A 23,555-nucleotide genomic window follows, 5' to 3' on the forward strand; every position below is an offset into this window, starting at 1 on the left:
GCGGACAGCTCATCCGGAATTCCCGTCCGTCAGGCCACCCCCGTTCCCGCAGAAGCCATCCCGGCACCGGTTCAGGTCCAGGTTGAAGGTACGGGAATCGACCTCGAGGTTGTCCCCGTCGGCATCGAGGACAACGGGGCCATGACTATTCCCGACAATCACGTCCAGGCCGGATGGTACAAGTACGGGCCGGCGCCTGGTGCCGACGCCGGTTCTTCGGTGCTGGCCGCCCATGTGGACTCCAAGACCGAAGTGCTGCCCATCGCAGGACTCAAGAACGTTCCCCCGGGGACCCTGGTGACGGTGACACGTGAAGACGGCTCGCAGGTCACCTACCAGACCCAGCAGGTCGAGAACATCGCCAAGCGGTCCCTCGACGGACACCGCCTCTTCGACCGGGCAGGAGACCATCTGCTCAGACTGGTCACCTGCGGCGGACAGTGGCTCGACACGGAGAACGACTATGAAGATAACGTTGTGCTCACGGCAGCACCGGTATCATAGGGAAAATGGGCACGCGAACCCCGACGGTCGCGGCCCCTACACAGGCTTACGGCAGGAGAACCGCCCCGATGTCACCCGGTGTGCCCGAGTTCGGCGACGGCCTGGACCAGGCCTTCGCCGCAGGTGAGGAGGCCGCACTTGCCGAGGCTTACCGCCGCTTTGCGCCGCTGGTCCGCACCATGTCCCTTCGGCGCCTGATAGATGCGGGGGCGGCGGACGACGCCGTGCAGGAGGTGTTCATTCGGGCCTGGCGGTATCGGGATACCTATTCCCCTGAGCGCTCCACCCTCGCGGCCTGGCTCATTGGCATAGCGAGGAACGTATCAGCGACAATGACATCTTCGAGGCTCCGTGAGGATGATGTGCTGGAAGGCGCCGCAGCAGTCAGCGAGCGCGCCGGCACCGGAGGGCCTGATCCGGAGGGCGTCGCTGACAAAGTCGTCCTGGATGCCGAGCTCAGGCGCCTGGGCGAACCCCAGCACTCGATCCTGCGGCTGGCCTTCCACGAAGACCTGACACACCAGCAGATCTCGGAACAACTTAGCCTGCCGCTGGGCACTGTCAAGAGCCATATACGCCGGGGACTCGTCCAACTGAGGCAACGATTGGAGGTAAGCGATGCAGCACCTGCACGATGATGCATTGGCTCTCCTGGCCCTGGGCGAGGATCCCACAACTGAAGAAACCGCGCATCTGGAACACTGCGGGCAGTGCGCCGGAGAGATCACGGCCTACGGCCGCGTCGTTAAGGCAGGACGAAGTGCGGCAGAAGCCGGTTCCGTTCCGCCGCCGACGGTCTGGGCAGGCATCCACGAAGCTCTCGGGCTGGCCCCGTCACTGCGGAAAGACCCGCTGGAGGACCGGCAGGAGCAGCGGACAAGCCAAGGTTCGGTGAGTCCACCCGGTCCGGCAGGAGCCGCGCTTCCCGTCTCGCTGGCAGACGAACGGCGCAAACGCCGAGGGACTAAGTGGTTCGCCGCAGCAGCTGCCGCCGTAGTGGTCGCCGGAGCGGCCACCTGGGGTATCGTCCGCGGATTCGAGCCGCAGCCGGAAGTGCTGGCCTCCGTCTCGCTGGAACCCCTGCCTTCCTACAGCGACGAGGGGACGGCAACCGTAGACCTGCTGCCTGACGGCGAACGTGAACTTGTCATCACGTCCAGCAGCAGCGATGCCGAAGGCTACCGCGAGGTCTGGCTCATCTCCCCCGACATCACCTCCATGGTCAGCCTTGGCGAAATGGACGGGACCGAGGCGCGTCTGAAGATCCCGGACGGCCTTGACCTCAGTGCCTATCCGATCGTGGACATCTCGGATGAGCCCAACGACGGGAATCCGGAGCACTCTGGCAAGTCCATCCTGCGGGGCCAGCTGGAGCTTTGAGCTGGGCTGCTGATTTCTGGAACAGACTAACCGCGGGATTCGCCCGTGCCGACGGCCTGGATGCCCAGCCCTGGCTGCTCGTCTTCGTGACAGCTGCCGCGGTCATCCTGTCCGTCCCGGCACCGACGTGGCGCTGGTTCGGCATGTTCGTCACGTTCGTACACGAGCTGGGGCATGCCTTCGCTGCCCTGACAGCTGGCCACCGGATCACCGGCATCGAATTGAGGTTTGATCATTCCGGGCAGATGCGCAGCCTCGGACGAACCCGTTTCGGGGCCGTCTGGGCGGGCTTCTGGGGTTATCCGGTGCCGGCGCTCACGGGCCTGGCCCTCATTTGGGCGGCAGTGGCCGGGTGGGCTCCTGCCGCACTGTCCCTTGGGGTGCTGGTGCTGGCGGCGGCGCTCGTCTTCATCCGCAACGTCCAGGGAGCCGCCATCGCGCTGGGCTGCGCCGGGGTCGCTGTCCTGTTGCTGTGGTGCGTGCCGGCGGACGGAACCGCCTCCGTGACTGCCTCGCTCGGGATAGCGCTTCTAGTGGGTGCAGTCCGAGACTGGCTGAACCTGCTCAGCGTCCACACCAGGCGACGGACGGCACTGGAGTCCTCGGACGCCTGGATCCTGGCCCAGCGTTCGAAAGTGCCGTCCGCCGTGTGGCTGCTGCTGTTCGCCGCGGTTATCGCGGCCTGCGCGGCTGCGGCAGTATGGCTGCTGGTTCCTGGCCTGCTGAACTGACGGGCGGCTGTTGGCGCCTGCCGTCGGGCGGGTACCTAAGGTGCGTCCGCCGGCCGCTCTTCCACGGGATCCGGTCCCTGCGCGCCGTCAGCTTCCGGAGCATCGGGGAAGGAAACCCGCAGTTCAAGGCGGTGCTGCCCGTCCTCCGTCTGGGAGAAAACGGCTTTGCCGGAAATGCCGGTTAGGCCCGCCGTGCCGGACCCTGGGATGATGTGGCCCGACGACGCCGTGGCTTCCCCTTCGGCCAGGCCCCAGTGCTGGATCACCATGGTGCCCTCACGTCCCTCGACGCTGCCGGCAAACACCTCGCTGCCCACGTATCCTGCTCCGGTCGCGTTGCCTGCCAGCAGCAGGTCGGAAACGCTGGTGCCCGTAATGGGCCCCTCAAAGATCTTCACCGCGCGGACAGTGGAGAGTTCGCTGTTGGTTCCCTCCACCACATAGGGCGTCGGTTCCCAGGAGGAAACTTCAAAATCGGCAGTGATCGAATGTTCTGTTCGGTCGGACATGCCTACAGTATTCCGTGTTCGGCTGCCGATTGCATGCCGCCCGCGCGCCGCAGGTACCCTTATCGCTGGGGTGCGGCAGCCCGCGCGCCTTGGAATCCCCCGCGAAGGAGCACCACCGAGCATGTCGTCCATCCCCGTTGCCGGTCAACCCAGCTACACGCGTTCCAGAGTCCTGTGGCCGGCCTTCGCGGGCGTGCACCTGCTTTTTTTTGGCCTTCTTTCACCGCTGGTCTTTACCGGCGAGGTGCTCAGTGACATCCAGTTCTACCGCCAGTGGGCCTTCGAGGGACTGCAGGAGGGCCACTGGCAGGGCATCACCACGGACTGGGTCTATCCCATCGGCGCGCTGGCTCCGATGCTGCTGGCAGCGGCTTTCGGTTACGGCCCCTACCAGTTCGCCTGGTTCCTGATCTTCGCCGGACTTAATGCTGCGGCATTTGCTGTCCTCACCGCCGACCGGACCCGCGTGCGCTGCGTCGCCGCGTACTGGTGGCTGGGCATCACCGCGCTGCTGGGGCCGGTCGCCGTCGGCCGTATTGACGGCCTCACCGCTCCCCTGGTGATCATGGGCCTGCTGTGGCTCGCTACCCGTCCGGTTGTGGCATCGCTCCTGCTGTCCGCCGCCACCTGGATCAAGGTCTGGCCGGCAGCGGTGATCCTGGCGGTTCTCGCCGTTTCGAAGCGGCGCCTGACCCTCCTGGTCACCGGAGCCGCTTTCTCCGCCGTCGTTGCAGCCACCGTTGCTGCTGCCGGCGGGCTGCGCCACCTGTTGAGCTTCATGGGTGCCCAGGGGGACCGCGGGATGCAGCTGGAAGCGCCTTTCACCACGCCCGGGCTGTGGCAGGCAATCCTCGTCCGGTCGGACGCCTACATCTACGAAGACACGGTGATCAATACGCGTGAAGTCCGCGGCGCGCTGGGAGAACCCGTTGCCGCGCTGATGACGCCGCTCCTGGCCCTGGCGGCCGTCGCCGTCGTGCTCCTGCTCGTTTGGGCACTGAAGCGCGGCGCCGACGCCGGTGCGCTGCTGGCGGCTGGTTCGCTGGCCCTGGTCAGCGCATTCATCGTCTTCAACAAGGTTGGCTCGCCCCAGTTCATGCTGTGGCTGGGTGCCGTGGTCGCCGTTGGCCTTGCCTGGGAAGGCCGCGCCTGGCGGGTCCCCGCTGCCATGATGATCGCCGTGGCAGCGCTGACCACCCTGGTCTACCCAATGTTCTACGAGGCGCTGTACAACGATCTCAACGTTGCCGTGGCTGTCCTGCTGTCCGTTCGGAACCTTCTCCTGATGGCGCTGCTGGCATGGTCGCTCGGAAAGATCACGGCCCTGGCCCGCGCCGGAAGCGTCAGCGAATCCGGAGTTCGCCCGGAGCCGGCTCCGTAAGCTTCTTCCGGAACAGGACCTTCGTCTTCGGGTCCAGGAAGATCAGGTAAAGGGCAAAGGCGACGGCGGTAACTGCCGCAATCTGCCGGGCGGCGCTCAGGCTGAACTCGAAGTAGGGCCAGATGTCGAGCTGGTCGCTGATCGCGTAGACCATGAAGAAGGACACAAACAGGTACAGCGTCTTGACCTGCCAGTCGTTGCGGATACCGGTAACGGAAAACAGCGGAATCAGCCACACCACGTACCAGGACTGGATCATGGGCGCCAGCATGACAATCGCCGCGAAGGCGAGCGCCAGGCGGCGGACCAGCCTGGAGTAGTCGCCAACGAACATCAGCCATACGGCGACGGCGAGGGAAGCCAGCCGTCCGAGGGTGTGCACCACGTCGGCGAATGACCAGCCGGGCAGCCCCAGCGAGTTCCCCAGGGTGGCAACGACCAGCCCGACGAACCCCACGGGGGCGTACCAGATCCAGACACTGCCCGGGGTGCTCAGCGCACCAACCCAGCCGAAGCCAAGTCCGTTGACGACGCCGAGGACGGCCAGCAGCCCAAGCGACAGTCCGGCGGTCATGAACCAGTACACGAATTTGCGCGGCCAGGAGGCTCCCTTCCCCGCCCACATCAGGCCGATGAAGGGAAGGAAGATCAGGGTGATCGGTTTGATGCCCACGGAGAGCGTGATGAGCACGGTCCCCAGCACGCCGCGCTTGTTCGCCGCATAGTACAGGCCTGCGAGAGCCAGGCCGATCATGAGCGCGTCGTTGTGGATGCTGGCGATGAAGTTCGTCAGGAACAGGGGGTTCGCGGCCGTGAGCCACAGGGCCCGGTTTGGATTGATGCCGTGCATCTGGGCGAGCTTGGGCACATAGTAGACGCACATGGCGACGCCGATGAGGGCGATCAGCCTGAAGAGCAGGATCGAGAACTCGGTCTGCCCGCCCGTAATCCGCACCACGATCTCTTCGAGCCAGAGGAAGATGGGCCCGTAGGGTGTGGGGCTCTGCGCCCAGAGGTCGTCCGCTCCCAGCTGGAGGTAGTTGGAGATCTGGGAGTAGCCGTCCTTGTAGGGGTTCAGCCCGCTCACCATGACCAGGCCCTGGGCAATATAGGCGAACACGTCCCGGCTGAACAGCGGCAGCGTGAGGCACATGGGTCCGCCCCAAGCCAGGATGGCCTTGAGCACGTAGGGGCGCGACTGCGGCCCCCAGTCTCCGATCCGCTGCCCGAAGCGCAGCCAGGAGCGCACGAGCAGCATTCCGCCCAGCGCCAGCAGGAGGACGGAGATCACCGCGCCGGCGGGCTCAAAGCGAAGCCACATGATGAACTCGACCCGGCGCAGCTCATACGAAGAGAGGGACAGCCAGCCCACCCCGAAGGAGCCGGCAAGCATCATCATCGAGCCGATGAACCCATGGATGATCGCGACGTTGGGATGGTCGGTTTTCGTCCTCACCGGTTCGGGAGACGAAGGCTCGGTCGCAGGGACCTGGGCGGTCATCGTGGGTCGTTCCAATCTCTGGTTCGTACGGCGGGTCCCAGCGAACGGGCACCAGGTTCGAAAGCAAGCGCCTCCTCGGGCGGGCGCACACGCCTGTCCCAAGAAACCTTCCCGGCCCGGACACCCGTCACAGGGTACGGCCAGGGCGGCTCCGTCAGGCCAAATATTAGCATCGAGACATGCAACTGCCCTCGGACGCGGCGCGCTGCACAGCCAGTGGGGTGCGGCTCACATAGACTGTCCGGGTTGGATCGGACGAGGCAAGGCGGGACGGGCTGTGGGGCGCCACCGGGCAGAACCAGAAGTGAGGCGGCGCGGTCGGCGCGCCGTAAAACAGCACGGCGGCGGACACCGCAGCCCGGAACTCCTCGGGTGGGGGATGTTCATTTCGGCGACCACCGCAGCATGTCTCTTCTGGGCTCGGATCCCGCTGCCTGCCGCTGCCGCCACCTCCGCCTTTATCCTCGCAGCGTTCACCGCGGCCTGGTACGCCTCCAGGAGCCCGGCGCTTGCGGGACGTCCCGACGCCGCAGCCCCGGCGGCCGTCCGGCCACAGCCGGCGGCGGCACGTCAGGCTCCGGTGGTCCCTGTTGCGGAACGGCAGCAAACTGCGCGTAGGCAGGACGAGCCGGAACAGCCCCCGGCCCCGGTCATCCCGCCGGCCCCGGGAGCAGCCCGTGAATTCATGACCGCTCCCCTCCCCGGAGGGCCCGGGATGCAGACCAGCCGCTGGACCCGCACGTTCGGCCCGCCTGATACGGGGTCCCTTCCCCTGCAGCCCTACGTGCCCGTTCCGGCGGCATCGGTCCAGACTGCCGATTCCGAGCGCCACGACCGGCGGCAGCGAAGCCACTCGAGCCTCTAGGCCAGCAGCGATCCGGCACCGCGGGGTACATTTGTCCCGTGCCAATAACAAATGAACGCATTGTGTGGATCGACTGCGAAATGACCGGGCTTGACATCAGCACCGACGCCTTGATCGAGGTCGCGGTGCTCGTCACGGACTCCGAGCTGAATATCCTCGGCGAAGGCGTAGACGTTGTCATCAGGCCGGAAGCCTCAGCCCTGGAACAGATGGGCGACTTCGTCCGCCAGATGCACACCACCTCCAAGCTCCTCGATGAGCTGCCCGGCGGCATGACACTGGCAGAGGCTGAAGCTGAAGTCATCGAGTACATCACCAAGTGGGTACCCGAGCCGAAGAAAGCCCAACTGGCGGGCAACTCCGTAGGAACGGACCGGATGTTCCTGGCCCGCGACATGCCGGAGGTCATCGACTACCTGCACTACCGAATCATCGATGTCTCCACCATTAAGGAACTCGCACGCCGCTGGTATCCGCGCGCCTATTTCCAGTCGCCTGCCAAGAACGGCGGCCACCGCGCCCTGGGCGACATCCAGGATTCAATTAACGAGCTCCGCTACTACCGTGAAGCGATCTTCGTTCCGGCGCCGGGCCCGGATTCCGCCGCGGCCAAAAAGATCGCCGCGGGCATCAGTGAACCGGCCGTCGAGAGTTAGCTGCATCACTTTTAGGCCCCGAAGTGGCGGATGTGTCAGGAGCACCCAAAAAACCGTGTAAGCTTGTATCCGCTGCCTCAGATAAATGAGTTTTCACAGACCACTCGCCTGGACTTGGAAATGAATAATCTGAGTGCACATGGTGGGTATAGCTCAGTTGGCAGAGCGCCTGGTTGTGGTCCAGGAGGTCGCGGGTTCAACCCCCGTTACTCACCCGGAAGAGGCTGGTCTCCAGCTTCGCAAAGACCGCCTCGGATATTTCCGGGGCGGTCTTTTACGTATCCCCCCAGCTGACTGAATCCAGATGGCAGCTGCACAGCGCTGAGGCGCATGAGCCGGCAGGACAGAACTAGGAGGCGCCGCGTTGGAACGCACGCTTTTCGATGAGGACCATGGGCTTTTCCGTGACCTCGCCCGCGAATTCAACCAGCGGGAAGTCGCCCCGGGCTACCCCGCATGGGAGGCGGACCACAGGATGCCTCGGCGGGTGTGGAAGGCCGCGGGTGAACAGGGTCTGCTGGGCCTGGCCGTGCCGGAAGAGTTCGGTGGAGCAGGAATGCCTGATTACCGGTACCGCGTGGTCATGGACGAAGAATTCGCACGCGCCAACCACCTCGCCGTCGGGCTGGCATTCCACCTCCACGATGACATGGTGCTCCCCCATCTCCTGGCCTACGGCTCCGAGGACCTCAAGGAACGCTGGCTGCCCCAGATGGTCAGCGGAGACAAGGTGACTTCGGTGGCGTGGACCGAGCCCGGCGCGGGAAGCGACCTGCGGGGCATCCGCACCAAGGCCGTCCGCAACGCTGACGGCGACTGGGTCCTCAACGGCCAGAAGACCTTCATCGGCAACGGCATAACCGGCGACGCGGCCTTGGTCCTGGCACGGACCGACGGCGGCACCGGTCGCGGAGGAGCACGCTCCTTCAGCATGTTCATGGTGGAGAAGGCCCCCGGCTACTCAACCGGCCGGCAGCTCGAGAAGATGGGCCTGAAGGCCTCGGACACAGCAGAACTGTTCTTCGACGACGTCGTTGTCCCTGCCGGAAACCTGGTGGGCGAGGAAGGGCACGGCCTCGAGTACGCCGCCGGACAGCTTCCCCAGGGGCGCCTCGCCGTCGCCGCGGCTTCCTCTGCCGTGGCGCGGACCGTCTATAAGGCAACCGCCGCCTACACAGCGGAGCGCGGGGCCTTCGGCGCCAGAATCAGCGACTTCCAGAACACGAGGTTTGAGCTCGCGGACATCCTGACCGAAGTCGAAGTCACCGAAACCTACGTCGATTCGGCCGTTCGGGCATTCAACGCCGGCAGCCTTGATGCTGTCTCAGCGGCCAAGGCGAAACTGTGGGCATCCGAACGGGCCAAATCCGTGACCGACCGGTGCCTCCAGCTGCACGGCGGCTACGGTTACATCATGGAATACCCGGTGGCCCAGGCTTTCCTGGCTGCCCGTTTGCTCACCATCTTCGGCGGAACCTCGGAAATTATGCGCGAAGTCATTGGCCGCAGCATCACGCCCCCTTTGCCCCAGCACGGAAAGCAGAACCCATGACCGTCCGCCCGATCACCATTTACGGGGAACCCGTCCTGCACCGCCGTGCAGCCGAGGTGACAGAGTTCGACGATTCGCTGCGCAGCCTCGTGGCCGACATGTACGAAACCATGGACGTTGCCAACGGCGTGGGCCTTGCGGCACCCCAGGTGGGTGTGGGACTGCGGATCTTCACCTTTGATTTCCCGAACGACGACGACGCCCCGGACCGCGGCGTCGTGGTCAATCCCGTCCTGCTCACTTCCAAGGTGCCCGGGTCCGCCCCGGACCCGGACGAAGACACCGAGGGGTGCCTTTCCGTCCCGGGCGAGAACTTTCCGCTGACCCGTGCCGACTGGGCCAGGGTCTCCGGTTGTGACGAGACGGGCACCCCCGTCCAGTTTGAGGCCACCGGCTGGTTTGCCCGCGTACTCCAGCATGAATACGACCATCTGGACGGCAAGCTCTATGTGGACCGGCTAAACGAACGCTGGGGACGCAAAGCACGCAAGGTCCTGAAGAACAACGGCTGGAACGTCCCGGGGCTGACCTGGATGCCCGGAGTGGATCCGGACCCGTTCGGCCACTAGGCAGCGCGCGGCAGCAGCGCGCCGCAGCCGCACAGCGAAACGCCCCGCCGGTAAGCCCGGCGGGGCGTTTGCGGTGCTGGAACTTCGCTACACGCTCGCAACCAGTTCTTCGGCCCGGGGGAACGCAGGCGGGTTCACGTGCGCCATCTCTTCGAGCACGCGGATCACCTGGCAGCTGTAGCCGTACTCATTGTCGTACCAGACGTAGAGGATCGCGTTCTTGCCGTTGGAGATGGTCGCCAGCCCGTCCACGATGCCGGCGCGCTTCGACCCTACGAAGTCGGTGGAGACGACTTCCGGGGAATCGATGTAATCGATCTGCTTGTGCAGTTCGGAATTCAGCGAAGTCTCCCGCAGGAAGGTGTTCAGCTCCTCCTTGGTGGTCTCGGATTCGAGGTTCACGTTCAGGATGGCCATGGAGACGTCCGGGGTCGGGACGCGGATGGCGTTGCCGCTGAGTTTGCCGGCAAGTTCCGGAAGTGCCTTGGCCACTGCCTTCGCGGCTCCGGTCTCGGTGATGACCATGTTCAGCGCGGCCGAACGTCCGCGGCGGTCGCCCTTGTGGAAGTTGTCGATCAGGTTCTGGTCATTGGTGAAGGAGTGGACCGTCTCAACATGTCCGCTGACGATTCCGAACTTGTCGTTGAGCACCTTCAGCACGGGCGTGATCGCATTGGTTGTGCAGGATGCCGCGGAGAGGATTTTGTCCTCGTCGGTAATCGACTGGTGGTTGATGCCGTGCACGATGTTCTTCAGGTTTCCCTTGCCCGGCGCGGTCAGGAGTACCCGGGAAACGCCCTTGGCGCCCAGGTGCTGGGCCAGCCCGTCCTCGTCGCGCCAGCGGCCGGTATTGTCCACCACAATCGCGTCGTTGATGCCGTACTCGGTGTAATCGACGGCGGCCGGATCATTGGAGTAGATCACCTGGATGAGTGTTCCGTTGGCGAGGATGGTATTCGTCTCCTCATCAACGGTGATGGTGCCGGGGAACGCCCCGTGCACCGAATCGCGGCGCAGCAGGCTCGCACGCTTGACCAGGTCATTTTCGGCACCCTTGCGAACGACGATCGCCCGCAGGCGCAGGCCGTGCCCCCCGCCTTCGTGGTCGATCAGGATCCGCGCCAGCAGGCGGCCGATTCGGCCAAAGCCATACAGGACGACGTCGGTACTGGTCCGCTCGTCCGCTCCGTGCTTCCCGGCGACCTCGGAGAGCTCGTCCCGCAGGAAGTCCACCAGGGGTACACCGTTGCCGGCACGCTGGTACTTGGCGTTCATCCGGGCCAGGTCAACCGACGCAGCGCCGAGCTCAAGCTCCGTAAGGGCCTGGAGGATCGGCAGGGTCAGGGACACCGGCAGCTCGACGTCGTCAATCTGGCGGGCGAACCGATGCGCCTTCAGAATGTCGATGACGGACCGGTTGACCAGCGGACGGCCATGGACCGAAGTAACAACACTGTTCTCCCGGTAGAGCCGGCCAATGAGCGGGATCATGGCTTCTGCCATAGCCTCCCTGTCCATCCACGCATCCAGGCAGGTATCGGACTTCTGGCTCACAGATCTTCACATCCTTTGTCTCAGCCGGCACTGCTTTGTGACCGGTTGGTAAGTCCTCCGGCGCCGGTGCCGGAGCAAGCCCGCTTGGGCCGTGTCTTCACGCTCCGCGGCGCAGGGCACGGCCGCGAAACACTTACAAGTGTATTAGGCCACAGACAAACCCCCGGACGGGCTCAGGAGATGTTCATCACAGCGCGGACTGTTCCCGGGCCGCGGTCTCCGGTTTCCCTCCCGCGGCATCCGCCGGAGCAGGCTCAAGATCCTCCAGATGCCGCACGCCCCTCAGCGGACCCCGCGAGGCCACGAAGGGTGCCAGCACGGCGATGAGTATGCCGATGACAATGCCGCTGCGCACACCGACAGTAACGGCCAGCACACCGGCGAGCAGCGAGGCAACGGCCAGCATCCCCCAGCTCACCATCCTGGTGGCGGAGCCGAGGCGGCCCATCATATCGGGGGGACAGACCCGCTGCCGGAAGCTTGTGGAGACCACGATGTTCATCGAAATGGCCAGCCCGGTGAGGAACATTCCGAAGAAACCCGGCAGCATCCCCCACCCCGGGGTCATCAGGAGCAGGGCGGCATAACCGGCCGCGGCCGGGAACATCGAGTACCGCCACACCACACCGGAACCGAAGCGGTCTGCCAGCCGCTTGACGCTGAGTCCGCCCAGGGTTCCGCCGACCGCCGTCGCCGCCATCAGGAAGCCCAGCCAGGTACCGCTCTCCCCCAGCGTCCGCACCACCAGCAGGACGATCAGGGACACCACGATGTTCCCCCCAAGGTTCCACAGCGCCGCCACCAGCAGCAGCACCCGCAGCGGCGTGGTGCTGAGTGAGTAGCGCAGGCCGGATCCCATCTCCCGCCAGATGTGCCGGTTCTCCGGGCTGGAGGGGACGGTCTCCTCCACCTTGAGCCCCAGAATGGCGATGAAGGAGGCAACAGAAGCGGCCAGCTGCACGAGCAGCGAATTCGACGCGCCCACCGCCTGCGTCATCCAGCCGCCCAGCCCGCGTCCGACGGCGTCGGCGGAAGCACCGGAGCCGGTCATCAGCCCGTTGCCTTCGACGAGCTCGTCCTTGGTGACGGCCCGCGGAATCAGGGCTGCTTCGGCGAGCGTGAAATACACGGCCGCGAGTCCGGCCAGGAAGGAGACTATGAACAGCTGCGCCGTCGTGAGCACGCCCAGCCAGTAAGCGATGGGAAGGGTCGACAGCAAAACGATGCGGGCCACGAGTGAAAACAGGATCACGGGACGGCGCCGACGGCGGTCCACCACCACGCCAACAGGCAGTCCGAACAGCAGCCAGGGCAGGAACACCATCCCGGAGAGCGCCGCAACGGCGAAGTCGCCGGCGCCGAGTTCCACCGCCGCGATGATGGGCAGGACCACTGCGGTCACCGAACCGCCCAGGATGCCCATGGTGGAGGAGACCCATAGTGCCCGGAAATTGGCGTTGCGCATCACGAGGTGCCTGCCGGGCGCGGGATGCGTGATCATCGACACAGGATAGCCGAGGTTCATGCTGTCGCATGACGCGCCCTACCGGCAGAGAGAAGTCGGCAGAAAATCCCGCCGCAGATCTCTTGCTGCTTGTACCCGCGAGAGAAGGTGTACATAATGCACGGTCAGCGGGACGGGCTGGCCGATAAGCCGGGTTTTGTACCTGCGTACCGTTACCGGCGGTGCAGGCGGCAATCATCCATCTCCGAAAACCGTTGCCGGTTTCCTCCAGCGGCCTACCCGGATGCTCGGGCGGGCAGCCCTCAAACGCACCCTGTATGGCCTTGCTCCGAGTGGGGTTTACCTAGCTGCCCCGGTCACCCGGGGCACTGGTGGTCTCTTACACCACCGTTTCACCCTTACCCGCGGATTATCGCGGGCGGTCTGTTTTCTGTGGCACTGGCCTGCGGGTTTCCCCGAGTGGGCGTTACCCACCACCCTGCCCTGCGGAGCCCGGACTTTCCTCGGCAGGTCCGGTCCTCAAGACCGTCCTGACGCGATTGCCTGGCCAACCCGTCCCGCGGTCAATGCTACCTGCCGCAGGACCTTAGGATTAATCAGTGCTGATCCTCCTGCCCCCTTCCGAAGGCAAGACCCGTCCCGCGGCGGGTCCCGCCCTGAACACCGATTCCCTGCACTTCCCGGAGCTGGCGGCTGCGCGCAAGGAGGTGCTGGCTGCCCTCGCGGAAGCCAGCGCCGCCCCGGACGCACACGCAGTGCTGGGTGTTGGTACGTCCCTGGCCGAGGAATTACGCCGCAACACGATCCTTGAGAGCGAACCCTGCGCCCCTGCGCACCGTGTCTACTCAGGCGTGCTGTATGACGCGCTGGGCTACGCCACGCTCACGCCCGACCAGCAGCAGGCTGCGGACGACGCCGTCGTTGTCGTTTCAGCGATGTGGGGCGCCATCGGGTTCGGCGACGCTATCCCGGCCTACCGGCTCTCCATGGGCACGAACCTCCCGGGCTGCGGACGGCTGGCCGCCTTCTGGAAAGCGGCACTGGCCGAACCTCTGGGGCGGCATGCCGAAGGCCGGCTGGTAGTTGACTGCCGATCCAGCACCTATGCCGCCGCCTGGCAGCCCGCGCAGCAGGACACCGCGGCCGTCAACGTCTTCCAGATCCGGAATGGTGAACGCAAGGTGGTATCCCACTTCGCCAAGCACACCCGTGGTGAGCTGGCACGGCATCTGCTTACCCGCACGGGGAGCGCCCCAGCCACCCCAGGACAGCTCCGCGACGCCGCTGCGGAGAAATGGGAGGCTGAGCTGGTGCCGCCCGCCGGCCGCAGGCCCTGGCAGCTCAACCTGATCCTTCCGGAGGACCGCTAGGGCCGGTCGGCCACCAGCTCAACTTCGAATCCGTCCCCGTTTTCGAGGTAGGCGGCATAGTGGCCGTCTCCGCCTGCATGCGGGTGCCGGTCCGGGAACATCAGCGTCCAGCCGTGGCTGCCTGCACGGCGGACCAGCAGGTCCACCTCAGCGGCTGTGCCGGCGCCAAAAGCCAGGTGGTTCAGGCCGGGCCGGCGGCGCTCGTGCTCGCCTCCAACGACGTCGGGACCTGACTCAATGACGATGTATCCCCCGGTGCCCGTCCAGCTGGCACCGGTTTCCCAGGAATCTGCGCGCACGTATCCGAGGCGCTCCAGCAGCCAGCCAAGGCTGGCCTCGGCACGGGAAAAATCCCGCACCCAAATCTCCAGGTGGTGCAGGCGGCCGGTCGGTACGGGCTCCGGTACGGGCGGCGCCGCATGCCCGCCCTGCGCTGCGCCGGCGGATGCGCGTCCGGAGTCCGCGTCCGCGGCCCCGGGAAGCTGCCGGCCCTTCCACGGGACACCGGCAATCCCTGCGTCCATGGCTTCGTTTGAAAGCCGGTCGGCGTCTTTGTTGATTTCCCGGGGTATCCACTGGTACTTCACGCGCTGCGGATCAACGACGGAACGGGCCTTACGGGCCAGGCGCTGCATATCCTCGTGCTTGATCTTCCAGCGGCCGCTCATCTGCTCCACAACCAGCTTGGAGTCCATCTTGGCCAGGATCCACGCGTCCGGATCGATCTGGTGTGCCAGTTCGAGGGCAGCGATCAGCCCGGAGTACTCGGCAACGTTGTTCGACACGATGCCCAGGTACTCCGCCTTTTCCACCAGGATGGCGTTCGTTTCGGGATCCCGCACCAGCGCGCCGTAGCCGGCATGTCCCGGGTTTCCGCGGGAGCCGCCGTCTGCCTCGACTATCAGCGTCCGGCGGGCACCGGCCGGAGCGGACACGGGAGTGTCCGAAGGGTCAAACAGGGTCACCGCTCAGCTGCCCCACTCGGAGGAACGCACCAGGATGCAGCCGGAGTCCGGGCAGAAGACGACGTCGTCTTCTGCTGCCTTGCGGATATCCGCAAGGTCGCCGGGACTCAGCTGCATACCGGATCCTTCGGAGGTGCCGTGGAAGAGCCGCGCTGCGCCGATTCCGTGGCGGGCCAGGGTCCGTTCGTAGACGGCAAGCAGGTCCGGGGCAAAACGTCCCGCCAGCTCCGTGCGCTGGCGCTGGGTTTCTGCACGCTCGGCATCGATTCCAGCCAACTCGGCGTCGCGCTGTGTTTCGAGGTCCGCAAGCTCCGCCTCGGCGGACGCGGCCTCGGCACGGCGCTCCGCTTCGATCCCCCGAACGGCTTCGAGGCGCTCCATGACTTCAAGTTCTGCATCTTCCAGATCCGACCGGCGGCGGCTGAGCGACTCGATCTCGCTCTGCAGTGCGGTTAGTTCCTTTGAGCCGCCGGATCCGCTGTCCAGGTGCTTCTGGTCCCGCTCCAGTCGGGCCGTCACCGAAGCGACGTCCGCTTCGGCGCGGGCCAGCTCACGCTCAATATCGGCGCTCTGCGTGGCGGCCGTGCCAAGCGCCGAACGCGCAGCAGCGGCCTTGGCGGCAAGTGCCTGGAGGTCAGGGTTCTCCCGAACACTGCGGGCCCGGGAATCCAGCTGCCTCATCTTGGAATCCAACGCCTGCAGGTCGAGCAGCCGCAGCTGCTCGGCCGGTGATGCTTTTGCCACCAAATACCTCCACATATTCCGCTTGCCTGACTGGTGCGGCCCTCTTAGCCTATGCCACCGGCGGGCGTGAATGCCTAGCCCGGCGTGAGGATAAAGTCCCATGGATCGGTGTTGCGCGTGCTGACCCGGGTCTCAACGCTGAACCCCTGGTCTGCGAGCACGTTCTCCAGGGCACCCGCGGCGGGCGTCAACCACAGCCATTCGCTGCCAAAATGGGACACGTCAATCAGGTAGGGGCGGCCGTTCACCGCCGCTTCGCGGGCTTCCGAGGCTGGATGGTGTCGCAGGTCCGCCGTCACGTAGACGTCTGCCTGCTGTTCCCGGACGGCATCGAACAGGCTGTCCCCCGCTCCGCCGCACACAGCCACGCGGCGCACGAGCCCCTGCGGGTCTCCCGCTACGCGGACCCCGCCTGCGACCGCGGGCATGATACTGAACACCAGCTCGGCAAAGTCGGCAAGGGTGGTGACGTCCGGCAGGTTGCCCACCCGCCCTATGCCTTCCTCCGGGAGGCCGTTGGCCGCCGGGGCCAGCGGCGCTGTGTCCTGCAGTCCGAAGGCGTCAGCGAGGACGTCGGAGACACCGCCGACTGCGCTGTCGCCATTGGTGTGGGCTGTCACCAGGGCGCAGCCGCCTTCGATCAGGCGGTGCACGGCGTCGCCCTTGAAACTCGTACCGGCCACGGAGTGAACCGGCTTGAGCAGCAGCGGATGATGGGTGATGAGCAGGTCAGCTCCCCATTCCAGCGCCTCATCGATGACCTCGTGCGTGGGATCGACCGCAAAAAGGATGCGCTCCACGCCCCGCTCAGGGCGCCCGGCCACGATGCCGACGGCGTCCCAGTCCTCGGCGAGGGATTCGGGCCAGAGTTCTTCAACGGCCAGCAGCACGTCACCCAGGCGGGCCTGCACCGGCTCCTGTACGGATCCGCTTTCGACTGCTCCGGCCGGTTCTTCGCCGCTGCCCTCGGTGTCTGGGTTGCGTGGGGTTTCCATAGGAACAGTTCTACCCCACCCGCGCCGCTGGCGGGTACGGAAACACGGCGTGCGGTACCTCGTGCAGCGCCGGGCGACGCCGGGAAGTACAGGGACGATTCTGCGGCCGGGGAATCTTTGCCGGGCCAGGGGGCTTATACCTTGGCATGAAGACTTATGTTCTAGGCGGAGGCTGCTTTTGGTGCCTTGACGCCATCTACCAAAAGACCCGCGGCGTGAGCAGCGTCGTGTCCGGCTACACCGGCGGGTTTACCGCCCACCCGGACTACGAGAGCGTGTGCTCCGGCATCACCGGTCACGCAGAGGTTGTGGAAGTGACCTTCGACGAGGACATTGTTCCCGCGGAAGTCATCCTGGACATGTTCTTCATCTCCCACGATCCGACCACCCTGAACCGCCAGGGCTACGACGTCGGCACGCAGTACCGTTCCTCAATGTTCTACCGGACCGAGGAGGAGCGCGAGGAGATGGAGAAGGCCCGCGACCGTGCCCAGGCACTGTGGAGCGACCCGATCGTGACCGAGATTACCCGGCTGCCCGTGTTCCACCGCGCGGAGGAATACCACCAGGACTTCTACGCAAAGCATCCCGAGCAGGGCTACTGCCAGGTGATCATCAATCCCAAGCTGGCCAAGGCCCGGAAATATTACGCTGAATGGCTTGACAACTGATCCTATGAATGCGTGCAGATACGCTTGAAGGAAAAGCGTTCCGCATCCGGCTCACAGGCTTCGACGAACAGAGGACACATACCATGGCACGAATTTACGACGACGTCACCCAGCTGGTCGGCGGCACCCCCCTGGTCCGCCTGAACCGCCTGACCGAGGGCCTGCCCGGTGAGGTTGCAGTCAAGCTCGAGTTCTACAACCCTGCCAACTCGGTCAAGGACCGCATTGGTGTGGCAATCGTCGATGCCGCGGAGAAGGCCGGAGCGCTGCGACCGGGCGGCACGATCGTGGAAGGCACCTCCGGCAACACCGGTATCGCCCTCGCCATGGTGGGCGCTGCCCGCGGCTACAAGGTCATCCTGACCATGCCGGAAACCATGTCCACCGAGCGCCGGGTCATGCTGCGTGCCTTCGGTGCGGAGATTGTCCTGACACCCGGAGCGGACGGCATGCGCGGTGCGGTGGAGAAGGCCAAGGAAATAGTGGCCACCACGGACAACGCCATCTGGGCCCAGCAGTTCGCGAACGCCGCCAACGCTCAGATCCACCGCACCACAACGGCCGAGGAAATCTGGGCTGACACCGACGGCAAGGTGGATATCTTCGTGGCCGGCGTGGGCACCGGCGGCACCGTGACCGGTGTTGGCCAGGTCCTCAAGGAGCGCAAGCCGGGCGTGCAGATCGTTGCGGTAGAACCCAAGGACTCCGCCATCCTCAACGGCGGCTCCCCCGGACCGCACAAGATCCAGGGCATCGGCGCCAACTTCATCCCCGAGATCCTGGACACGGAAATCTACGATGAGGTCTTCGACGCCTCCATCGAGGACTCCGTTGCCACGGCACGTGCGCTGGGCACCAAGGAAGGCATCCTTGGCGGCATCTCCTCCGGAGCGATTGTCTGGGCGGCACTCGAACTCGCCAAGCGGCCGGAGAACGCCGGTAAGCTGATCGTGGCCGTTGTCTGTGACTTCGGAGAACGCTACATCTCCACCGTTCTCTACGACGACATCCGCGGCTAGCCAGCCCCGCCTGCGACGGCGGGTACCCCGAAAGCAGAAAGTCACCCGTGAGTTTCCTGTCCCGTCTTCGCGAAGACCTCGCCGCCGCCGCGTCCCATGACCCGGCGGCGCGCGGTTCCTTCGAGAACCTCATCGTCTACTCGGGCCTGCACGCCATCTGGATGCACCGCCTAACCCACAAAATGTGGGCCAATCCGGCACTGCGTTTTCCGGCACGCGCGCTCTCGCAGTTCGCGCGCTTCGCCACGGGCATTGAAATACATCCAGGCGCCACCATCGGCCGGCGCTTCTTCATCGATCACGGCATGGGCGTGGTCATCGGGGAAACAGCCGAGATCGGCGACGACGTCATGCTCTATCACGGGGTAACGCTGGGCGGCCGGTCGCTGGCCCGGGTCAAGCGCCACCCCACGCTCTGCAACGGAGTAGTGGTCGGGGCCGGTGCGAAGGTCCTGGGCCCGGTAACCATCGGCGCCAACAGCGCAGTGGGTGCCAACGCCGTCGTGGTGAAGGACGCTCCCGCGGACTCGATCATCACCGGCATCCCGGCAACATGGCGGCACCGTGATCCCAAAATGAACCAGCCTGCCGTGGATCCGGCGGAGTACGTGGATCCGGCGATCTACATCTAGGCACATAAGCGAAAAGGCCGGCTGCCCCTTCTGAGGGCAGCCGGCCTTTTCGCGTGCCGGAGGACCTAGTGGGTGTCCACGGCTTCAATCTCGGAGTGGTCTCCGCTCCACAGGGTGTGGAAGGTGCCTTCGGCGTCGACGCGGCTGTAGGTATGCGCTCCAAAGAGGTCGCGCAGGCCCTGGGTCAGGGCGGCCGGAAGACGCTTGCGGCGCAGCCCGTCGTAGTAGGCCAGCGAGGAGGAGAACACCGGAACCGGAATTCCCAGCTGAACGGCCACGGACACAACCCGCCGCCAGGCCGGCAGGGCCTGGGCGATGGACTCGGCGAAGGCCGGGGCCAGCAGCAGGTTGGCCGGAGCCTTCCCGTCAGCGTAGGCCTTCATGATGTCATCAAGGAGTTCGGCGCGGATGATGCAGCCGGCACGCCAGAGTGAGGCGATCTCATCCAGCTTCAAGTCCCAGCCATAGGTCTTCGCTGCCCCGGTTAGCATGTCCAGGCCCTGGGCGTAGCTGACCAGCTTGGACGCGTACAGCGCCTGCCGCACGTCTTCCACGAACGTCTCGGGAAGCTCAACAGAGGCTTCCTCGCCGGCGAGGATACCCTGGGCTTCTTCGCGCTGGTCACGCTGCGAGGAGAGCGCCCGGGCGAACACGGATTCGGCTATGGCAGAAACCGGGGAGCCCAGGTCCAGGCCGGAGACAACGGTCCAGCGGCCGGTGCCCTTCTGGCCCGCGGAATCGACGACGACGTCGACGAACGGCTTGCCGGTCTTCGCATCGGTGTGCGCCAGGACCTCGGCCGTGATCTCGATGAGGAAGGAACTCAGCTGGCCCTCGTTCCACTCGCGGAAGATCCCGGCCTGCTCGGCCGGTTCGATGCCCGCGGCGGAGCGCAGCAGGTCATAAGCCTCACCGATAACCTGCATGTCGGCGTACTCGATGCCGTTGTGGACCATCTTGACGAAGTGCCCGGCGCCGTCGGTGCCGACCCAGGTGCAGCAGGGTTCGCCGTTGTACTTGGCTGAAATCTTCTCCAGCATCGGACCGAGGGAATCGTAGGACTCTCGCGAGCCGCCAGGCATGATGGACGGGCCCAGCAGCGCACCCTCTTCGCCGCCGGAAACCCCTACGCCAACGAAGTGGAGGTCCTTTTCGGCAAGGGCGGCTTCACGGCGGCGGGTGTCCTCGTAGTGCGAATTGCCGGCGTCGATCACGATGTCGCCCGCCTCCAGCAGCGGCACCAGCTGATCGATAACGGAGTCCACGGGCGCGCCGGCCTTGACCATAATCAGCACGCGGCGAGGCTTCTCCAGCGAATCCACCAGTTCCTGCAGCGTCTGGGTCCGGACGAAGTCGCCTTCATCCCCGTGGGCCGCCAGCAGCGCATCGGTCTTTTCGATCGAGCGGTTGTGCAGGGCCACCGTGTAACCGTTCCGGGCCAGGTTGCGGGCCAGGTTCGCTCCCATTACGGCCAGGCCGGTTACGCCTATCTGTGCACTCAAGTTCACTCCAAGGATTCTTTAGGTGCCGCATGCAGCAGCACAGTCTCGGCGCACCAATGGCGCCGTCTTCAGCCTCCAGCCTATTCTCCGAACCGGACTGCCGCCACACACGCCGCTGCGACGGCGGACACGTGCAGTTCCCGGCTGCGCTAAACCCCTTCCACCGCCTCCAGACGTCCGGATCGGACGGCCTGCGCAAAGACCTCATAATCCTGTTCATTCTGGTCCGCATACCGGGCACTGAAATCGCAGACGGAAGAATCGAATTTTTCGCTCTTGCCCAGGTATGCGCCAATTGCGACGGGGTCCCCCGACCGCGCATGGGCCCGGGCCAAGGTCCACCCGCACACGCGGGCGTAGAGCTCCATACCCAGCGGTGTCATGTTCTCCACCGCGGCGGACCCTTTCATGTCCCTGAGCTGGCGCCAGTAAAGGTAGCGGTTTTGCTGCATTCCCGGCGTCCAGCCAAGGAAAATGTCGCTGGCGGCCTGCATCAGCCGCTGCCCCTGCACCACCCGCTTGCCGGGCTGTCGGTAAACACTTCGCGGCAGATGGTCTTCGAGGACTGAACGCCGGGCTTCCTTCAGCTGCAGGAAAAGGGGATCTCCCTCGTCGCGTCCCTGCAGCAGCGCGATGAAGGCTCGTGTTCCGACGCTGCCCACGCCAACTACTTTCCGGGCGATATCAATAAGTTCGTAGCGTTCGAGCAGCAACCGCCTGTCCTCCTGCAGCGTCTGCCGGTAGGAGCGGAACTCCTGCTGAACCGTCTCCTGGAGCTGGTCAGGTGATATGCCAAACGCCGTACTGAACTCGCGCGACGGGACGACGACGGGCGGGGAGCTGATGATCCGGTACTCGCCGTCAACCCGTTCAGCGAGCTTGGACAGAGCCTGGAGGCTGTTCCGTGACCGGGCCTTGAGGGCTGCTTTCTCCGCGGTCCGCTGGGCCTGTTTCGCGGCTTTCTTCTGCGCTTTGCCCCGGCTGGTACTAACGGCTGCTTCCAGCACGGACATGATGTCCTGCTCATCCAGGGACGCGTACCAGATTTCCAGGGTGCCCATTTCGGCGAATTCCCGCATCGCCTCGCGGTATGAACGCACCGCCGCCAGGGTCACGGTTTGGACGTCGGCTGCTGACAGTGCGTTGTTCCGGGCTGCAACCGTGAAACTCGCGGCCAGGCGTAACACGTCGTATTCGAAGGGCCCGGGGAGTGTCTCGTCAAAGTCATTGATTCCGAAGAGCAAGTCCCGTTCCGGCGAGGCGAAAACCCCGAAGTTGGAGAGGTGGGCGTCTCCGCAGAGCTGGGCCGTCAGGCCCGCCCGAGGGGTGTCCCGGAGATCCGCGGCCATGATTCCAGCGGTACCGCGGTAGAACGTGAAAGGCGAGGCGAGCATCCGTCCGTGCCGAACAGGGACCAGATCGGGATCCCGGGTCCGGTCCTGTTCCTCGATCAGTGCGATTGGATCAGGCCTGTCCGACGCCGGTCTCCATCCGGAGTGGGCGGTGACCGGCGCGCGGGTCCGGCGCTGCTTTCCGGCTGCGGCCCGTTCCTGGACCGTTGCGTGCGTGGCTGTGTCCATGGGAGTCAACCTCCTGGCCGAAATGGCGGTGGCATGCTGCCTGCTTCTGTGCCACTCTCAGCGGCACAGGACACACTTAAGACTAGCTGGCTGCGCGCCTTGGTAACCCCGTCCCCGTTTTATTGGCATCGCAGGCCGGGAGGTCTTCGGGAAGCCAGGTGCCTGGACACATACTCTCGGATTCACGCGGGAGGAAACATGGTTGCGTTATTGCTCGGATCGGCCGCCCTCATTCTGCTCAGTGCCTTTTCCAGCCCCCTGGCCCGCCTCGGCGTGACATCCGCCATGGCCTTTGTACTGGCGGGGCTGGTCTTGGCACTGCTCTTCGGCACCACGCTGGGGATATCGCTGGAAACGAACGCGGTCCTTCGGGTGGCCGAACTGGCGCTGGTGTTCCTCCTGTTCAACGACGCGGCACGGCTGGATCTGGGAGCACTCCGCCGCAGTCCCGGGTGGCCGGCTCGCCTGCTCGCGCTGGGACTTCCGCTGACCCTGCTGCTGGGGTTCGCCGCAGGTGCGGTCCTGTTCCCTTCTCTTCCGCTCTCCAGTGTTTTCCTCCTTTCGGCCATGCTTTGCGCCACTGACGCCGCGCTGGGCCACCGGGTGGTGGAGGATCCCTCCGTGCCGGTGCCGGTGCGCCGGGCGCTGAACGTCGAAAGCGGACTGAACGACGGCATCGCGGTCCCGTTTTTCCTGGTCTCCCTGGACATTACGGTGTCGGCGCTTGACGCCGATGTACCGTCGGCGATCGCTGCTGCCCTGGCACAGCAGATCGGCTGGGGGCTGGCCGCAGGCGTCGTCGTCGGATGTGCCGGCGGGTATCTGCAGCGCGCAGCTGCGGCTCGGGGGTGGTTCGAGACCCGCTGGCGCCAGCCCTGCACACTGGCAGTCGCCCTGGCAGCCTACGCTGCTGCCGTCTCTCTGGGAGGAAGCGCCTTCCTGTCGGCATTCGTAGCGGGCCTGGCCTTCCGGCTGACCCACGGCCCCGACGACAGTGAGGCCACCAGGTTCACGGAGGAGACCGGCGGAATCCTTGCTGCAGCGACGTGGATGGTCTTTGGTGCCTTCGCTGTCCCCGCTGCGGTGTACCACCTCACCTGGCAGATGGCAGTTTATGCAGTGCTGAGCCTGACGGCAGTGCGGATCCTGGCGGTGGGAGCCGTGATGGCAGGCAGCGGTGCGCCGTGGCAGACCCGGGCTTTTTTAGGCTGGTTCGGACCCCGGGGTCTCGCCTCGGTGGTATTCGCACTCCTCGCCTTCGAGCGCGGGACTCCGGCGGCCGAGACCCTGCTGGCCGCGGTGGCAGCGACAGTGGGGCTGAGTGTGTTCGCTCACGGACTGTCTGCGAAGCCGCTCGTGGCCGTATACCACCGCTGGTCGGAGACCGGACCCGGGCAGCCAGCGCGCTAG

Annotated in this window: 22 protein-coding genes, 1 tRNA gene and 1 other RNA gene; 14 read left to right on the forward strand and 10 right to left on the reverse strand. The window is 65.4% G+C overall.

What is annotated here, in order from left to right:
• From ITX31_RS15170 to ITX31_RS15185, 4 genes are all read left to right on the forward strand, one after another.
• The coding region (locus ITX31_RS15170) for a class F sortase (RefSeq protein WP_228529372.1) at positions 1–504 on the forward strand (504 nt) is incomplete at its 5' end.
• A 68-nt stretch (positions 505–572) separates the two neighbouring features.
• Entirely contained in the window at positions 573–1,142 is a 570-nt protein-coding gene (locus tag ITX31_RS15175; RefSeq protein WP_194784188.1) for an RNA polymerase sigma factor, read from the forward strand.
• Positions 1,123–1,884, forward strand: a complete 762-nt coding sequence (locus tag ITX31_RS15180) for an anti-sigma factor (protein WP_194784189.1) — start codon at positions 1,123–1,125, stop codon at positions 1,882–1,884. The genes ITX31_RS15175 and ITX31_RS15180 overlap by 20 nt, the downstream gene beginning before the upstream one ends.
• Positions 1,881–2,615 carry a M50 family metallopeptidase gene (locus ITX31_RS15185; protein ID WP_194784190.1) on the forward strand — a complete coding sequence of 245 codons (735 nt, stop codon included), beginning with the start codon at positions 1,881–1,883 and terminating at the stop codon, positions 2,613–2,615. The genes ITX31_RS15180 and ITX31_RS15185 overlap by 4 nt, the downstream gene beginning before the upstream one ends.
• A 35-nt stretch (positions 2,616–2,650) precedes the next feature.
• Here the strand turns inward: ITX31_RS15185 and ITX31_RS15190 are convergent, their stop codons facing one another.
• Positions 2,651–3,124, reverse strand: a complete 474-nt coding sequence (locus ITX31_RS15190; protein ID WP_194784191.1) for a DUF3224 domain-containing protein — start codon at positions 3,122–3,124, stop codon at positions 2,651–2,653.
• Between the two features lie 121 nt (positions 3,125–3,245).
• Between ITX31_RS15190 and ITX31_RS15195 the strand changes: the two genes are divergently transcribed.
• Positions 3,246–4,505, forward strand: a complete 1,260-nt coding sequence (locus ITX31_RS15195; RefSeq protein WP_194784192.1) for a glycosyltransferase 87 family protein — start codon at positions 3,246–3,248, stop codon at positions 4,503–4,505.
• Here the strand turns inward: ITX31_RS15195 and mptB are convergent.
• On the reverse strand, positions 4,468–6,006 hold the full coding sequence (mptB, locus tag ITX31_RS15200) for a polyprenol phosphomannose-dependent alpha 1,6 mannosyltransferase MptB (RefSeq protein WP_194784193.1): 1,539 nt from the start codon (positions 6,004–6,006) through the stop codon (positions 4,468–4,470). The genes ITX31_RS15195 and mptB overlap by 38 nt on opposite strands.
• A gap of 903 nt (positions 6,007–6,909) precedes the next feature.
• On the opposite strand from mptB, the gene orn reads away from it, so the two are divergent.
• The 4 genes from orn (at position 6,910) to ITX31_RS15225 (ending at position 9,648) form a co-directional block, all read left to right on the forward strand.
• Positions 6,910–7,527, forward strand: a complete 618-nt coding sequence (gene orn / locus ITX31_RS15210) for an oligoribonuclease (protein WP_194784195.1) — start codon at positions 6,910–6,912, stop codon at positions 7,525–7,527.
• A gap of 142 nt (positions 7,528–7,669) precedes the next feature.
• A tRNA-His gene (locus tag ITX31_RS15215) sits at positions 7,670–7,742 on the forward strand.
• Between the two features lie 149 nt (positions 7,743–7,891).
• A complete protein-coding gene (locus ITX31_RS15220; RefSeq protein WP_194784196.1) occupies positions 7,892–9,079 on the forward strand; it encodes an acyl-CoA dehydrogenase family protein in 1,188 nt (395 codons plus the stop codon).
• Entirely contained in the window at positions 9,076–9,648 is a 573-nt protein-coding gene (locus ITX31_RS15225) for a peptide deformylase (RefSeq protein WP_194784197.1), read from the forward strand. The genes ITX31_RS15220 and ITX31_RS15225 overlap by 4 nt, the downstream gene beginning before the upstream one ends.
• A gap of 87 nt (positions 9,649–9,735) precedes the next feature.
• On the opposite strand, the gene ITX31_RS15230 is transcribed toward ITX31_RS15225, so the two are convergent.
• The 3 genes from ITX31_RS15230 to rnpB all read right to left on the reverse strand — a co-directional run bounded on the left by ITX31_RS15230 (position 9,736) and on the right by rnpB (position 13,222).
• Positions 9,736–11,202: a glyceraldehyde-3-phosphate dehydrogenase gene (locus tag ITX31_RS15230; RefSeq protein ID WP_194784198.1), complete on the reverse strand. Its 1,467-nt coding sequence runs from the start codon at positions 11,200–11,202 to the stop codon at positions 9,736–9,738.
• Positions 11,203–11,389: 187 nt separating this feature from the next.
• Positions 11,390–12,703: an MFS transporter gene (locus ITX31_RS15235; RefSeq protein ID WP_194784199.1), complete on the reverse strand. Its 1,314-nt coding sequence runs from the start codon at positions 12,701–12,703 to the stop codon at positions 11,390–11,392.
• Positions 12,704–12,836: 133 nt separating this feature from the next.
• An RNA gene (gene rnpB, locus ITX31_RS15240) (RNase P RNA component class A) lies at positions 12,837–13,222 on the reverse strand.
• 44 nt (positions 13,223–13,266) lie between these two features.
• Here rnpB and ITX31_RS15245 point away from each other — a divergent pair.
• Positions 13,267–14,037 (forward strand): YaaA family protein, encoded by a 771-nt coding sequence (locus ITX31_RS15245; protein WP_194784200.1) that lies wholly within the window; start codon positions 13,267–13,269, stop codon positions 14,035–14,037.
• On the opposite strand, the gene ITX31_RS15250 is transcribed toward ITX31_RS15245, so the two are convergent.
• The 3 genes from ITX31_RS15250 to ITX31_RS15260 all read right to left on the reverse strand — a co-directional run bounded on the left by ITX31_RS15250 (position 14,034) and on the right by ITX31_RS15260 (position 16,741).
• Positions 14,034–14,972 carry a reverse transcriptase-like protein gene (locus ITX31_RS15250; protein ID WP_194784201.1) on the reverse strand — a complete coding sequence of 313 codons (939 nt, stop codon included), beginning with the start codon at positions 14,970–14,972 and terminating at the stop codon, positions 14,034–14,036. The genes ITX31_RS15245 and ITX31_RS15250 overlap by 4 nt on opposite strands.
• Before the next feature lie 33 nt (positions 14,973–15,005).
• Positions 15,006–15,746: a zinc ribbon domain-containing protein gene (locus tag ITX31_RS15255; protein ID WP_194784202.1), complete on the reverse strand. Its 741-nt coding sequence runs from the start codon at positions 15,744–15,746 to the stop codon at positions 15,006–15,008.
• Between the two features lie 74 nt (positions 15,747–15,820).
• Positions 15,821–16,741, reverse strand: coding sequence for a Nif3-like dinuclear metal center hexameric protein (locus ITX31_RS15260; protein ID WP_194784203.1), 921 nt, complete (start codon positions 16,739–16,741; stop codon positions 15,821–15,823).
• A gap of 146 nt (positions 16,742–16,887) precedes the next feature.
• On the opposite strand from ITX31_RS15260, the gene msrA reads away from it, so the two are divergent.
• From msrA to epsC, 3 genes are all read left to right on the forward strand, one after another.
• On the forward strand, positions 16,888–17,412 hold the full coding sequence (gene msrA, locus ITX31_RS15265; RefSeq protein ID WP_194784204.1) for a peptide-methionine (S)-S-oxide reductase MsrA: 525 nt from the start codon (positions 16,888–16,890) through the stop codon (positions 17,410–17,412).
• Positions 17,413–17,495: 83 nt separating this feature from the next.
• Complete coding sequence (gene cysK, locus ITX31_RS15270; protein ID WP_194784205.1) at positions 17,496–18,431, forward strand: cysteine synthase A; 936 nt, start codon at positions 17,496–17,498, stop codon at positions 18,429–18,431.
• Positions 18,432–18,478: 47 nt separating this feature from the next.
• Positions 18,479–19,063, forward strand: a complete 585-nt coding sequence (gene epsC, locus ITX31_RS15275) for a serine O-acetyltransferase EpsC (RefSeq protein ID WP_194784206.1) — start codon at positions 18,479–18,481, stop codon at positions 19,061–19,063.
• 65 nt (positions 19,064–19,128) lie between these two features.
• Here epsC and gndA read toward each other — a convergent pair whose 3' ends face one another.
• Positions 19,129–20,565, reverse strand: a complete 1,437-nt coding sequence (gndA, locus tag ITX31_RS15280) for an NADP-dependent phosphogluconate dehydrogenase (protein WP_194784207.1) — start codon at positions 20,563–20,565, stop codon at positions 19,129–19,131.
• 149 nt (positions 20,566–20,714) lie between these two features.
• On the reverse strand, positions 20,715–22,145 hold the full coding sequence (locus ITX31_RS15285) for a DUF2252 domain-containing protein (protein ID WP_194784208.1): 1,431 nt from the start codon (positions 22,143–22,145) through the stop codon (positions 20,715–20,717).
• A 198-nt stretch (positions 22,146–22,343) separates the two neighbouring features.
• On the opposite strand from ITX31_RS15285, the gene ITX31_RS15290 reads away from it, so the two are divergent.
• A complete protein-coding gene (locus tag ITX31_RS15290) occupies positions 22,344–23,555 on the forward strand; it encodes a cation:proton antiporter (protein WP_194784209.1) in 1,212 nt (403 codons plus the stop codon).

The organism is Arthrobacter gandavensis (genome assembly GCF_015355785.1).
GTDB classification, from domain to species: Bacteria; Actinomycetota; Actinomycetes; order Actinomycetales; family Micrococcaceae; genus Arthrobacter_B; species Arthrobacter_B gandavensis_A.